The sequence below is a fragment of the Acinetobacter proteolyticus genome, assembly GCF_000367945.1.
Classification (GTDB): Bacteria; Pseudomonadota; Gammaproteobacteria; order Pseudomonadales; family Moraxellaceae; genus Acinetobacter; species Acinetobacter proteolyticus.
Map to the genome: position 1 here is coordinate 2,136,665 of NZ_KB849179.1, position 14,767 is coordinate 2,151,431.

A 14,767-nucleotide genomic window follows, 5' to 3' on the forward strand; every position below is an offset into this window, starting at 1 on the left:
CTCCTAAAAAAGGTTTGACATGATCAGTCTCCCCTTGGTTTACACCATTTTGGCACTCATCGCCTATACCAGTTCATTTTGGTATTTATTTATTCGATTGATGTCAAAACGTAGTCCAAATCTTTGGTGTTATGGTCTTATGGTTGGACTAGGGTTAGTACTGCATAGTACTGTGCTCTACCAAGACATGATGACACCGATTGGGGTGAATTATGATGTCTTTAACCTGATGTCATTTACTTCAGGGCTGATGTTGGCGCTGAGTTTGATTTTGAGCCTGATTCGCCCGATTCTGCCACTCAACCTGATCGGTACACCTGTCGCCGCTTTTGGTTTAATCCTAGGTTTTGCCTTTAGCCAACCCAACCAAATAATTGAACAGCATAGCTTTGGCTTAGATTTACATATCATTCTCTCTCTATCTGCTTATGCCGTACTGCTGATGGCCACCATTCATGCGGTACTATTATGGTTTCAAGATCGAGAACTGAAAAAGAAACAAAAACGACGCATCTGGGTAAACTTGCTACCGCCCTTCCAAGTGATGGAATCCCTGTTATTTGACTTGATTATCACAGGTTTTGGCCTACTGACAGCAGCCTTGTTATTTGGTTTCTTTACCATTGATAACTTCTTTGCACAGCATCTGGCACATAAAACAGCTTTTAGTATCATTTCGTGGTTCTTATATGGCGCCTTACTCATCGGCCATTACAAATTTGGTTGGCGTGGCCGCAAAGCCATTCGCTTTACCATTACTGGTTTTATCCTGCTCGCTATTGGTTTTATGGGCAGTAAATTTGTATTAGAAATGATTTTAGGGCGCTAGTTTTTTACATTTTAATAAAAACTAGACAGCCTATCTGAAAATGCGTATAACGCTGTTTTCGCTTCACTAGGTAGTAAATCGTGAAACTTGTACTCGCCCCAATGGAAGGTCTGACTGATCCAATCATGCGTGATGTGCTCACTCATGTTGGCAGTTTTGATTGGTGCGTGACTGAGTTTATCCGTATTACCGATAGCATCCTGCCAGATCATATCTACGATAGCTTTTGTCCAGAACTAAAAAATGGTGGTAAAACTGCAGCAGGTACACCTGTACATGTACAGTTTCTTGGCAACAACCCCGATATGCTCGCTGCCAATGCCGCCAAAGTCGTAGAACTGGGCGCACCAGCCATTGATCTAAATTTCGGTTGTCCAGCCAAAACAGTGAATCGTCATCGCGGTGGTTCTGTTTTATTAGATGAGCCTGAAACAGTACATCTGCTGGTCAAAGCGGTACGTGATGCTGTACCTGCGCATATTCCCGTTTCAGCCAAAATGCGTTTAGGTTATCTAGATGAAAATCATACCTTAGATAATGCCCATGCCATTGAAGATGCAGGCGCGAGCTGGCTTACTGTACATGCACGGACTAAAGCCGATGGTTATACCCCACCGGCCTATTGGGAAAAAATTCAACCCATTACAGAAGCCTTAAATATCAATGTGATTGCCAATGGCGAGATCTGGAACAATGCCGATGCAAAAGCCTGCTTAGCTCAATCGCATTGCCAAGATATCATGATCGGACGTGGTGCTGTAACGACCCCTGATTTAACCTTGTGTGTACGTCAAGATATGGATCAGGCATTGTTGTCTTGGCATGATCTGGTGGAATTACAGCTGCGATTCTTAAGCGGTCAATATAAGACCGAAATCGGCATGGTAGGACGCTATAAGCAGTGGCTAGGCATGATGACCAAAGCTTATCCTGAAGCACAAGTCTTGTGGGACCAAGTGAAAAAAATCAAGCAATTAGATGAGATTATTCAATTTTTAAAACAAAGCTAAATTTAGAATTATCCTTATGCAATAAAAAAGCGGCAAAAGCCGCTTTGGAAAAATGAATTTAGTTGTTACATTCCACTGACTTTCATTTTAAAGTCTGTAATTGATGCACCTTTGATACCAAAGTTTCCCATCGAACCATTTGGTAAATTATTAAAAGCATTCGGATCAGTATTCCCCATCTCACCTAATTTAATATTATTTAAAGATAAGTTGAATTTATCGGATGTACCTATATTACCAAAAACTAGACCACCAGAGGTTGTAGTTGTTCCATCCGTTGCTTCATTATAAACACCCGCATAAAAACCATTTAGAGAAAAGCCATTAGAGTCTTTTCCTGTCATCTGTAAATCGAATTTAGCCCCCGTTGTACCTGAAACTAGATTAAAATTACATCCATCAGGATTTGCTGTGGTTGGACCACAAATTGATTTAAGTGCCCCACCAAACATAACCATATGCCCTTGAGGTGCAGCACCAAGTTGGATATTCATATTAGGTTTATTATTTGCAATAAACTCAATATCAATATTACCAGTCCGCAACAACTCTTTAATATTAGATTTTAGAGTTGTGCCAGAACTAAAAATAGATTTTTGAGCATAATTTGATCCAACCAATGATGAAATAGCATCAACATTATCAGGCACCAAATAAACTGAAAATGGCCGTATTCGCATACCATTGACACCATTTCCCAAAGTGACTGCGATGTTTGCAAATGCTCCGCCACTTCCCGTACCTTTATCTGTATCTATAACAGCTTTTAATAACTGAGAGGTACTGCCTTGTATTGATCCATCTGCATTAAATGTTTGCACAAAATCAATGCCTATAGGTGTTGATGTTGCATCAGGTCTTGCAGCCATTACTAAGGCAGCTTTTGGTAATGCCGTTTCGCCTTTTTTTGCAAAACCGTCCGTATCAATAATCGCAATTTGCTTAAAATCAATTTTTTGGACTTGTAGACCAATATTCAAACCATCTTGACCTGTCATGGTCGCAAGACTTTGATCATCTAAAGGTTGCATTGCCATCGTCAATGGGCTTAACAATAACAGTGATAAGCATCCTATTTTTTTGTTTCTTACCATTGCCCTAATCCATAGACAAATGTTTAAAATATACTCAAAAGACTAGCACAATTTTTTAAATTCACAAGATAAAACCGATAACCTACTTATAGATTTTGGATTCCCACAATCAATCAAAAGTAAATGATTGTGGGTAATCACTTATTTAGCAGGAGTAAAGCTAATATATTTCTCTATAATTTTACCAGTAGTATCAAGTGTAACATATGCATATTGAGCAGCTGTTTCACCCCATGAATATTGTTTCTGGCTATCACTAGAACTTTCAGAACTTGACGTTAGTAATGCTGGACAACCCATTGCATTTTGATTTTTATCAATATTCCAATCTTCTCTAAGAGTGATTTTTTCAAAGCCGAGTTTAGTCGGGACACAACTTGAAAATGGTTGTGTATTGTTTGTATAACTCTTTGTTTTCAACTTACCACCCACAAAAAATAATTGATGTGCGATACCTCCCAGTGGTAATTCCTCTCCCTCTTTAGCATCTTTCGATAAAAAGTTTTGCCAACCATACAACGACTGTAATTTATCTTCTTCTTTACTTTGATTAAACAGCATTTGTAAAACACCGCCACATTGCGTAGCTGATTGCGCTTGGTCATAAGTAATATCAAATTGTAATGCTTGCCACTTATCTAAACTCGGCATACACGTAGATTTAGCATCTTTAAAAATAAAACGCTTGGATATCACTTTATTATTAAACAAGGATAAAATTGCATGGTCTACAATACTATTATCTTCTTTCCCCCACTCTCTTAAAACAGCAGGCACGCCATTATAATCCTGTGTTTGTGTCAATACACCCTCACATCCCATTTTCGTTTTAGCATCTTCATAAGATTCATCTATCACAACCCCATCCCATTTACTTCTTAACGGTGTACAGGTATCAACCTGTACAGGAGCTTTAACAAGTGACTTTTCTAGAAATTTATTATTTTTATCAAAGGTAATTGTCAAACTCTCTTTACCAGTATCATCTTTCCATAAATAGGATGATACTGCCCCATTAGTACTGCTACTTTCTACACTATATTGATAAACTCCTTTACAATTAGATGCTTTTTCAATATCTCCAAGAGTTTGATCAAAGTTCAACCTATCAATTATTTCTTTTGATGGTAAACAAGTTATTGTATTTGATTTAGGCGGAAAAAATACTTTATAGCTCAATTTACCTTGGCTCATTTGAGCAAGAATCGTTGGTTCCGCTAAGTTCGCCCCCCATAAATAAGTTGTTGTTTGAGAATTCGTATTTATCAACGTAGCTGACATAAAACCATTACAATTTACTTTACTATTCGTCAGCTCAATCCCATCGTTTATTGTAAGTTGCTTCCATTGATCAAAAGTTACCTGACACGGCGCATTCTGTGTAGGTGTTGGTATTGGCGTTGGAGTCGGTGTTGGTGTCGGTGTCGGTGTCGGAGTCGGTGTTGGAGTCGGTGTCGGTGTTGGTGTTGGTGTTGGTGTCGGCGTTGGCGTTGACGAATTCCCACCACCCCCACCACAACCACTCAATACCAACATTAATGAAGCGATCATTACCTGAGAGGTTACTTGTTTGTTCACTGAATATATCCTTACATCACTGAATTTTTATTGCATTTATCTATCATATTTAGTGTTAATTTAATTTTTTGTAAATAAAAAATTAAATTTTCTATTAAAAATATTTAAGATTTTCCAATTTTTGATAGCAACTAAAAATATTTCGGTTAAAAAATTAAGCGACTAAAGTCGCTTAATTAAAGATTTAATTAACAAAATTTCAATCCGCCATAACAGTTTGGAACCACTGCTTGATAATTAGAAAGCGGTAAATCTGAAAGCTGCATTACGGCAGGTACACCTTTAATATCAATACTACCTAAAGGTACATACAATGGAAGACCTTGAGCTGCTTTTTGAGCACCTGAGTTTCCTAAAATAACTTGATTCTTTGGAACTGCGCCCACAACACCCGAAGCATTAGGATTTGTGGTCACGGAATTATAATCCATTGTTACATTATCCCCAGAACCATCTGATGCGGGTTTTGTAATCGTACCACTGCCATTTTTGACTGCATATAGAGGTTGGTTTTGCGCATTTACATCTTGTATCGAGAAATAGTTTGTGATGAAACTTGCGACTTGAGGTAATACATCATTCATTGGAATTTCCTTTTGAACCTCTAACTTACCAAAGTTTAAAGGCTCAGAGAATGACATCCACCATCCTGGTTGAGCTATATCGTCACTATTACTACCAGGCCAACGTAATTTTTGATTTTGCAATGCTAAATAAAATCCTTTGTTAAAATCATATCCCGTAATATTACCATTTGCATCTTTTAATGCCTTTGCAACTGGTAAGTTATGCATGCGCTTGAAATCCTGACTAACAGCAACATTCGCAGTCAGATTATCAATTGTAGTACAAGACCCAGTTGCCATTGCTCCACTTTTCATACATCCCATGTAGTTCGTCGATGCAACTTGTTTTGCTAAGTCAGCCCCCATCCCTTGACTGATTCTTACATCTGCCGCAGCTTTAATCGTAGAATTGGTATTGTACAAATCTTTTGCAAGCGTCAAGTTATCATTTTTTTGCGCTGTACTTAATGCATTATATGCCGTGGTATTATTAGGATCTACAACCGTCCAAGAATAGGTACCGCTTAACCCCATAAAGAAGGTTGCATTTTTTACTTCATTTAAACCAATAACACTCGCTAATCCACCAGTTACAATAGATTGATCCATTGCAACGTAAATTGGACCATCTTTTGCTGAGACAACAATTGGATTAATTGGTACATTATCTACTTTGAGGTTAAGTTGAGACATACGACTGCCTGTCACAACTGTTTGAGGGAATTTAAAATTAACAGCCAATGAGGCAATGTTAATTCCCCAACTGTCAGAAGCCAGTGTGGAAGCATCCACCCCTTTATCACTAGGTTTGGTTGTACTCATTGCACTTACATCGGTATAGGCAGTTCGTCTGGCTTGCAGTTTTGCAATAAATGACCAGTCCAAACTTGCATATACTGGTACAAATATCTTTTGATCTTCACTTAGACCGAACTTTGCTGCAGCAGTCTTAGCACTCGCATCAACAACATCTGTAATCAAATAGCCACTAAAGGTATTAATTCCTCCTTGGTTATTTGTAGACGTTGCTGAATCATTATATGTCCCTGCTGTCATATACCCTTTAATCCCTTCAGCACTAAGGCGCACCCCAGCCACCTCTCGTAAAGCCGCACTTGCAGGATTCTTTATTGCAAACTCAACAAATGGATTACGCAATATTGCATCACTTGATGCACGCTCGTTGACTAGAGTACCTGATCCATCTGTTGTGCCACTATAGTTCCATTGCGGTGTACCGTCACTTTTTACCGAGGTCGGTACACCTGTAAGAGCTAGATTTTCAATATCGATATCACAACCATTTGCACCATTCACACCACCACAGCCTAACTGTAGCTTTTTAATATTTAGGTTCGCTTCCAAATCAGCCTGTAAGCCCATCTTATAGAAACTCATACTTCCATATTTATTTGTATAATCAGGATCAATTGATGTTCCAGTAGTTGTCCCCATATAAAGCAATGCCTGACCTGTCGCTTGTCGCATTTGTTCATCATCTAAACGATGTAAGCTTGATGCAGCAAAACTCTGCGCAGCCAAAATACTGAGTGTTAGCGTGCTTAATATTCCATATTTTTTCATTGCTACTGTCCTTATTTTTATGGCAAGCGAGTGAAGTTACCATTACGAGGCGTAAGCCCCATATTCGCATTGATACGGCCACCTGTCATTACCATTTCACCTAAACGCTGCCCTGTATTTGTTGCATCAGTCAGTTTTGGATATAAATTAATATCTCTTACTCGTAGTACATTGGCCGCACTACGCTCAGGATTTATAGTAAAGCCATAATTAAATCCAACATTATCCTTATTAATCACGATGGCATTATTAAACTGGATAAGTCCAGAAATATTGTCTAAACCTATCATGGACTCATCAACAGGATCACTCAGTTGGATTGCACCATCTTTTAATAGATAACGTCCAATAATGGATAAACGAGCCCCATTATTTGCAGTGATTTCGTTATTTGGAATCAAACTAAAATTCATATCACCCAACATCTTAAGCTTTAAACCAAATAGAACATCATCGGGTAGATTAAATGGATTTTTCACACCTGAGCTTGGCACACCCGCAGTATTATAGCTTGGCAAGTAACCGCCTGCGATTTCTGCTGCCATGACCATCAACAAGTCTTTCAAGTCGACATTTACATTGCCATTTTCAAAGCCCATGCTGCCATAACCACGTAATAACATATCAATATTACGTAAACCAATATAATAATCTCGACTCGCATCGACGACCATAATAGACGTTGTTTTTGTACCATCAGCACTACGGCCCTGCACACTTAAACCAAGCGCCAAGCCTAAACGATCCACATTGTTTACAGGAGTAGAACTCACCAAATTAGTTGCATTATCTAAATTAAACACACTGCCTGAATATTTAGTTGAATATACAGCAATATTACTATTCAAATTATAATAAGGCAGTCCTAGCCCCCATGTATTTGTTGTTCCAGCAACTGCATCAATTTTATTTCCATTTGCAACACCAGCGCTTGAGGTAAATCGTCCTCTTTTAGAGACTGCTTGGAAATCACCGCCACGTATTGCGATTGCAACACTGTTTGGAGTTGTTGTGCCACTATATATTTGTTGATTGTAATCAGCCACAGTTGTTAAAGTACCACTTGAACCGCCCAAGCGAGCACTATTCAGGACAGTATTAACTGGCAATAGCAGATGTCTTGTATTTGCCAAATTGATGTAAATATTACCACTATCAAAATAAGCTCGCTCATTCGAGTTTGAAACTAGAGGACTAATTTCACTAAACTCAAATCCAAAAGTATTTGTTCCTGCACCACCAATCTCTAACTTGGTAGACTCTCCTAGATTATTTGCTGCTGTTGTTCCAAGCATTCCATCCCCATCACGCGTAAACTCACCACGCAAACGGAAGCCAATACCTGTAGAGCCCATCACCGTTCCATTTGCTCCAGTAGAAATACTTGCATCAGCATTATTAGCACTCGTCGCATAACCTAAAATATTTTTTGTTTGGTCTTGAGCGTTTGCATTTACACCGCGAATTTGAAGCGAACTATTGACCATCCGCCCACTTGCACCAACACGAATGAGTCCCTTCGCTGCATTTGTCCCACTAACCCCAGCAGATAGCGCATAAACTGGATTATTCGGATCAACATAAGCATCTTTCTTGGTCATTAACTCAATATTCAGCCCCGAACTTGTTGCTACGCCATAAGTTGGTGAACTTGGATCAGTATCTTTATAGGTGGCATTGACACTATCAGCTACGCTTAGATTCGGAATTGGAACACGTTTGAAGTCGATATAACCATAAGTATCATTCGGCTGTTGGGCTTTCCCTGCACCTGATGATGCGGATGCCTTATTGGTTTGCAGCATTAAGCCTTTTGCAGGATCAACGTACATGACCCCTTTACCCGAAAAATTGAAATTAAAATTTTTCAAAATTAATTGGTTAAAATAATTAGCGGTCGTGCTTTCCAACCCAGTATAAATATTAATATTCTGTAAACTTAAGCGTAAATCTGATTGCGAATTCGGGTCAAATAAACCATTTTGAGTCTTAAAATGGATATATTGAGGTGAGCCTGTTTGTATCGCAAGATTCCCAATTGGATCATCACAGCTACCAGCTGTTTGATTACAAATTTGAAAGTTTTTTACCGAAATTGTTGATGGTAGACTTTCAATTTCAAGATCTAACCCTGCTGTTGAATTTCCGTTAACAACTGTTGTTCCTGATTGAATTTTATAGTTCGTTCCCAATTTATAGTTATTATTCATATATGCAGGATTCTTACGGACTTGCACTCCGTTAGCAGTCCCTCTTAAATCTTTCTCTCCAGTAGGCGTACCAGCTTTATCTTGCCAATACAGTTGATCAAAATCCATTTGTCCATATTCTGTCTGCAAATACAAACCATCCTGAGCATTCACCAAACTTAAATCACTGTCTTGTAACTCTTGTAAAGCATATACACTCTGAGTCAATAGAATACTACTTGCCAATGCTGTTAAAACAAAATGGTGCGTATATGTCGTTTTCCTTTTCATCTTTACACTTCCTTTTTTATTTTAACAACGTGCGTGGGTACCACCAGCACAACTGAACATTTTAATTGAACCTGTCAGAGATAAATTGGCATTCATATTTACCCCTAAAAAGCCCTGCTCTCGACCAACCTTTTCACTATAGTTTGGATTATTCGCATCAAATGCTCCGCTTGCATCTCCATATTGAACCTTCTTTAAATATCCTCGGGTTAATGTATTTGAGGCTGCAGGGGTTGGTGTCGCATCTGAATTCAAATCGGTATCCGTTTCGATCGCAAGGGACTGAAAACCAAGATTCCGAACCTGAATAGGTACCTTTGGATCAAAACTAAACTGAAGTGCTGGCTTATTCACAGTTCCACCACCTACTTTAGTATAAGTTACATCTACACCATCTATGCCCAACTTCGGAATATTAACAGTCCCCTGAATTCCTTTAAATGTTATCCATTGTTTTTTCCCAACATTGGTTCCCAATGGATTACCACTCGTGTCAACAGACCGATTATTCAATGCAATTGCGAGACGACAGTACTCTAAAGCATCTTTCAAACACAGTGAAGTATCAAACTGAGGAGTCCGCGCAGGGTCATACATTGCCAATATGCTGTTATTCACGGTTCCCATAACAGGTCCCTGATTCAGACTTAGGGCTAAACTTAAATCAGCACCTGCTTGACCAACCGTACTTTGTAACTCCAGATCAGAAAGATCATTTAACTCAGCAAAACCAGATGTTGCAATCAAACTTAAATAAAGTGCAAATAATGGGCGGAATCCTTTCATTTCTATTTGCTCCTTAATTTAAACCAGTGGTCGTTAGTTTCAAATGCTGTATTAATAGGCCATCAATCACAGCTGAGCCCATATTATTTGAGAGTGTTTTAGCTGAGGTTAAATCTGTTGGAAAGGTCGTTGGAATCGAGTTTTTAAGAGTTCCATTTGCATTAAAATCATTTACGCCACAATTATTCAAACATCCAGTTTTCTGACCCAAAATTTGATAATTTGTATTTTGAGTTCGAGTAGTACCGTCTGTTTTGGTCCAAGGATTAACCCATGAATTTCTTGTTAAATAATTAGTATCTTGAAAATAAGCTTTATTGTTATCATTATTCCCACTTTGAGAAACTTTAACTATGCCACTACCCGCCGCTGGCGTATTGGGGGTAAAAGTACATGCCCCACTTCCACTACCAGGACACGTAATGCTATATGATACGCCATCTACTGTTCTATTCGTAAAGTATTGTGGCATCCAACCTGCAGTCCATGTTACATCCTGCCAAGCCCATCCCAAACAAACAATAAAGGTACCAGTACAATAAACATCTTTTTGAACATTATTTTGAATGGTTCGCGTAGTGTTAAAGGTCTGTACATAATCACGCTGCCCAGTACTCGTTAAGGGTTGTCCATAATTTGGATTCGCATCCAGAGCACCAAATGAAATACCATAAGCTTCAACCCCTTTATAAGCAGAAAGTAAGTTTTTATTCGGATCATACACGGTTGAGCCTATAGTAATACTACTATGCGTTGCTGCTGAACCTTGGTAACCTGAAACACTAGATGCGCCACATTGGTAAATATTACAGGTTGAACCTGTATAAGCTAGCGTCGTCGTACCATCGAGTTCTTTTGTGTTGGCATCAAAATCATAACGCGTATAAATGTTCTTATAGACATTAGGGTCATTTGGTACACGAGTGACTTCTATACTAAAGTTCCCACCTTTCGCATCAAAGATGAGCGGTTGATATAGAGATCCGATCACTAAATTTGCATTCAAACCATATAAAAAGAGACCTTTAGTCGCATCATCAAAGTTAGGATTCGCTCCACCCAAAGCAGGGGTATCCATCGCAGCAATCGGGGCAGCATTAATCCGTAGAATACTTTTCTTCGCACTATCCGGTAAGGTCCATGTATTGGTATTGCTTGATACCGCGCTTATAATTCGAAAACCTTCTTGATTAAAACATTGTGTACCTGGCCCAACATTTCCGCCTGCAATTGACTGTCCTGGTGTACCCCCTGCGGCACCACAAATTGAGCGCTGCCCATAACCAATTGCGTCACCGAATGCACCCGCAAGCCCTGTATATGAACCATCTACCCAAAAGGTATTATAATTTAGGTAAACTGTCTTACCATCAACTATTCGTGTCCTTGGTGTTGCATCATCAATCACACTATTACCCTGACTATTCCCTAAAGGTACGTATGATTTAATAACATGCGCACTGTTCGGATTAGCAGGATTGGCTAAATCATAACTCGAACCACTATAGGCAATTTTACCATTCCATAATACTGATCCAGATGGAGCACTTCCAGAACCATCTGCAATAATGACACTATTTTTGTCTATACTGATACCATCTTTTACAATAGTTTGACCACTACTTAAATTTGCAAGCTCTATTTCACTGAACTTATTTTTAACATATTTAATGCTACTAGCATCATAGGATTGCCACGTATTTGTTGGTGTCCCCATTACCACATTAGCACGAGCATTATCAGTTGGCCCTGAATTCAAACGTACCAAGGCAGCCATACCAAGTGTATTATTATAAGATTTACTTAAGCCTAATTGATTTGTTACTCCACCCAATGTTCGGAACATTTTAAAATTTGAGCCGTTTACACTGAAACCATCCCAAACCATATTAAAACGTAATTGGTTACTTAAACCACTATAAGCATTGGCTGTTGTTTTTCCTTCAGCGATATTTGCATCCCGCATAAAAGCATCTCCCCATAAACTTAACCGCAAGTTATAGGCTGACTTTTCTGCAGCACTTAGATTGTTGATATCATTATAACTATTTGTAGCAGTTAATTGATTATATAAAGGTGCTTCAAAATTAAAGAAAGTGACGGGTTGACCTGCAGCACCATTCCCTGAAAACTGCTGAACATTCTTTGTTTCAGTTTTAAAAATCCATGGGTTATTTGCCGTTCCCCAACTATCAATTGGGCGGCCAAAACTCATGACATCCGTATGAGCATTACCACGAGGAGCACCCCAAGCAGCATTTGATTGTGATAAATTCAAGCCGTATAGGAATATGTCAGCTTTTTGAATAACCTGTCCATTACCGTCATAAACCTCACCATCCGTTGTATTATATGTATAGTTTGGTGTATAGGTATAGTTACCCGCAGTTCCAGTTCTTTTATTTCCTTGTAAAGGCCCAATAGGAATCAGACGAATATAACCTGTATCGAATGTACCCGCGCCGCCATTTGCTGTGTCAGCACCATTCATACGCATAGAAAATTGTTCAGGTAAAAAAGCAATCCCTTCACCTGTAGTTTCACTTAAAGCATCATCGGAAATTTCTTGTAGTGCAAAAATAGATTGGCTTACACACAAGCTAATAAAACTTGCTAAAACAGTTCTTTGAAACAAAACCGTAGAAGTTAATCTAGTCATCTTGACCTTCCTATTACCCGATGCTCCGCATCATCATTCTTTTTCTAACATCCTTTTGAGTGAATCCCTACAAGCTATAAGGAAAATCGTATTCACGCTTCACTCATGGGCAGACAATATGCCTACATAATCTCATTCTTCATTATGCTGATAATTTACACAAAAGCAAAATAATTTAGGTAAATGGTGTATTTTCCGATGAGTGAAAGAAAAGTTGAACGCTCTTTAATTTTTCTATACTAATGATTTTTATCTGCTTATTAGTTTTCCATAAAGTAAAATTTCAGCATCTGTCAAATTCAGATCATTGTTGCAAAATGTAATTACTGGATTAAAGTCTAGTTAAGCTAGAATTAACACTACTTTGTGCAAAACCCTGCTCGGCACTTCTCAGATAAAATCAGACGCTAAATTCGCAACTAAAACCGCCATCCAATACCAAACTGCAATCGTGGTTGCTGATCCTTGTCGCTTTTCGCAGCTGAAGTATTTCGCCATGCGAGTGTCGCATTATAATCAAAGTCTTGATAGCCACCACCAAAGCCAATCCCTGTACTTGCTATAGCGCGAGTATTTTTATCGCTCAGATATGAATTTTTATTTTGCTGTATTCGTCCAACATCTTGGAATAAATAAGTACTTAGCCATGGTGTCAGTTGATAATAAAAATTAATTGATGTCCCCCAACCTTGATCTCCAAGTCCTTCTGCTGCTGGATAAGCACGCATTGGGTTCAAGGAAAATTTCTCGGCTGAGTCGAGGTTCTTAGATGCAAGTTGTCCATATAACTCACTGGTCAACCATGAAGATGCTGTTAATCTTTGCTGTCTGGAAAGCTTAAGTTCATATTTATTGAAACTCCCTTGCGTCTTTGCAGATAAGCGATCTATATTTAAGGCTGATGGGCTTTGAATGTTCAGATTGCCAATCGTCGTGATCAACTCAAATTGATTGATACCACCTTTGGCATCTCCAATTCCCCAATCATCCATTCGGCTAAAATTGAATGAGATCCGACTCGCCTCTATCTGTTTAGATGCCTCTGTATTCGTGGCCGCAATTTCATCAAATAACTTTCTTTTTTCAGCCAGCAGCTTCAAATTCAAATTCGTCTTTTGACTTCGGATCAATGGATAAGTGAGATTTACATTATAGTTTTCAGAGGTCCCTGTCGCATCCAATTGCTTAAATTGTTCACCCAGTTCATATTCAGTTCTACTATAACCACCGCCCAGCCATAGACCCGTTCCTGTTACAGGAAACCGAGCATTTAAACTACCTGAAACCAAGTCTTGATTGCTTCCGAGTAATTGAGCAGATAGCTTCTCTCCATATCCCAATAAACTATTACTTTCGATATAGCTTGAAAGTCGATATTTGCCTGTATAACTACTTCCAGCGTTATCAATACCAATTCGTCCGAGCCAAGTTGGCTGTCCCAGAATATCCAAAACAAGATCAGTTTGCCCAATCTTTTCGCCAGCCTGTAGGTTTGCCTGAATTTGCCCCACACCTGCTAGGTCTGAAATAAGTAGCAAAGTCTGATTACTTTGCTGTTGTTGTAACGCCTGATGATGAGGAATTTGATCGGCAAAGCGCTTAATGGTTGTATCTTTAATTTTAGACTGGTTATTTAAAAGAACTTGCCCCAGTTGTCCTTCGAGTACTCTGATCACCAATATTCCATTTTCTAGTTTTTGTTTGGGTAGATAGGCTTTCGCCAGAAAGTAACCCTGCTTTTTATAGTATTGGGTGATTTTTTCTGCGCCAAGCTGTAAATCAGCCAGTACATTGTTTTTATTTTCCAGTGGTTTGACTAAATCATGTAAAACTGCTGTAGCAATTTGTTGATTCCCTTCTATCTGGACTTTTGTGACCCAAATAGGGGTTTGATCTTGACTGTAATTTTGCTGCGATAAATCAGCGCCAAAGTACTGTTGGTCTGCTTTAGGTGTTTGTTTGAATTGTTCAGGACCTAATTGCTTCGTAATGGTACCACTATCAGGAATCACAACTTCAGCATGGACAATAGAAGAACCAGCAACCAAAATGCTCATCCCTCCCAATACTTGAAGGAGTGTTTTATTGCGCATCCCTGCTTGTTTATATAAATAAAATTTCATTATTTCTCTAAATTTAATCAATATCTTATTATTTAAGACCAGAGGCTTAAGCCTCTGG

The 14,767-nt window shown here is 38.8% G+C and carries 9 protein-coding genes; 2 read left to right on the forward strand and 7 right to left on the reverse strand.

Going from position 1 to position 14,767, the window contains the following annotated elements; translation table 11 throughout:
- The first annotated feature begins 19 nt into the window (after positions 1-19).
- Together F993_RS07095 and F993_RS07090 are read left to right on the forward strand one after the other, a co-directional pair.
- Positions 20-829 carry a cytochrome C assembly family protein gene (locus F993_RS07095; protein WP_004655360.1) on the forward strand — a complete coding sequence of 270 codons (810 nt, stop codon included), beginning with the start codon at positions 20-22 and terminating at the stop codon, positions 827-829.
- A gap of 80 nt (positions 830-909) precedes the next feature.
- Entirely contained in the window at positions 910-1,839 is a 930-nt protein-coding gene (locus tag F993_RS07090) for a tRNA dihydrouridine synthase (protein ID WP_004655362.1), read from the forward strand.
- 65 nt (positions 1,840-1,904) lie between these two features.
- Here F993_RS07090 and F993_RS07085 read toward each other — a convergent pair whose 3' ends face one another.
- The 7 genes from F993_RS07085 to F993_RS07060 all read right to left on the reverse strand — a co-directional run bounded on the left by F993_RS07085 (position 1,905) and on the right by F993_RS07060 (position 14,709).
- On the reverse strand, positions 1,905-2,933 hold the full coding sequence (locus F993_RS07085; RefSeq protein WP_004655363.1) for a DUF6160 family protein: 1,029 nt from the start codon (positions 2,931-2,933) through the stop codon (positions 1,905-1,907).
- 141 nt (positions 2,934-3,074) lie between these two features.
- Positions 3,075-4,511: a hypothetical protein gene (locus tag F993_RS07080; protein WP_004655364.1), complete on the reverse strand. Its 1,437-nt coding sequence runs from the start codon at positions 4,509-4,511 to the stop codon at positions 3,075-3,077.
- 188 nt (positions 4,512-4,699) lie between these two features.
- Complete coding sequence (locus F993_RS07075; protein ID WP_004655365.1) at positions 4,700-6,661, reverse strand: hypothetical protein; 1,962 nt, start codon at positions 6,659-6,661, stop codon at positions 4,700-4,702.
- Between the two features lie 17 nt (positions 6,662-6,678).
- Positions 6,679-9,141 (reverse strand): hypothetical protein, encoded by a 2,463-nt coding sequence (locus F993_RS07070; RefSeq protein ID WP_004655366.1) that lies wholly within the window; start codon positions 9,139-9,141, stop codon positions 6,679-6,681.
- 21 nt (positions 9,142-9,162) lie between these two features.
- Complete coding sequence (locus tag F993_RS07065; RefSeq protein WP_004655367.1) at positions 9,163-9,927, reverse strand: hypothetical protein; 765 nt, start codon at positions 9,925-9,927, stop codon at positions 9,163-9,165.
- A gap of 13 nt (positions 9,928-9,940) precedes the next feature.
- Positions 9,941-12,586: a hypothetical protein gene (locus F993_RS0119765; protein ID WP_004655369.1), complete on the reverse strand. Its 2,646-nt coding sequence runs from the start codon at positions 12,584-12,586 to the stop codon at positions 9,941-9,943.
- Between the two features lie 419 nt (positions 12,587-13,005).
- Entirely contained in the window at positions 13,006-14,709 is a 1,704-nt protein-coding gene (locus F993_RS07060) for a ShlB/FhaC/HecB family hemolysin secretion/activation protein (protein WP_004655370.1), read from the reverse strand.
- Between the last annotated feature and the right edge of the window lie 58 nt (positions 14,710-14,767).

Excerpts from the sequence above, each read along its gene's own strand:
- F993_RS07075 (WP_004655365.1), bottom strand. The coding sequence starts at position 6,661 with ATGAAAAAATATGGAATATTAAGCACGCTAACACTCAGTATTTTGGCT.
- F993_RS07095 (WP_004655360.1), top strand. The coding sequence starts at position 20 with ATGATCAGTCTCCCCTTGGTTTACACCATTTTGGCACTCATCGCCTAT.
- F993_RS07070 (WP_004655366.1), bottom strand. The coding sequence starts at position 9,141 with ATGAAAAGGAAAACGACATATACGCACCATTTTGTTTTAACAGCATTG.
- F993_RS07085 (WP_004655363.1), bottom strand. The coding sequence starts at position 2,933 with ATGGTAAGAAACAAAAAAATAGGATGCTTATCACTGTTATTGTTAAGC.
- F993_RS07060 (WP_004655370.1), bottom strand. The coding sequence starts at position 14,709 with ATGAAATTTTATTTATATAAACAAGCAGGGATGCGCAATAAAACACTC.
- F993_RS07065 (WP_004655367.1), bottom strand. The coding sequence starts at position 9,927 with ATGAAAGGATTCCGCCCATTATTTGCACTTTATTTAAGTTTGATTGCA.
- F993_RS0119765 (WP_004655369.1), bottom strand. The coding sequence starts at position 12,586 with ATGACTAGATTAACTTCTACGGTTTTGTTTCAAAGAACTGTTTTAGCA.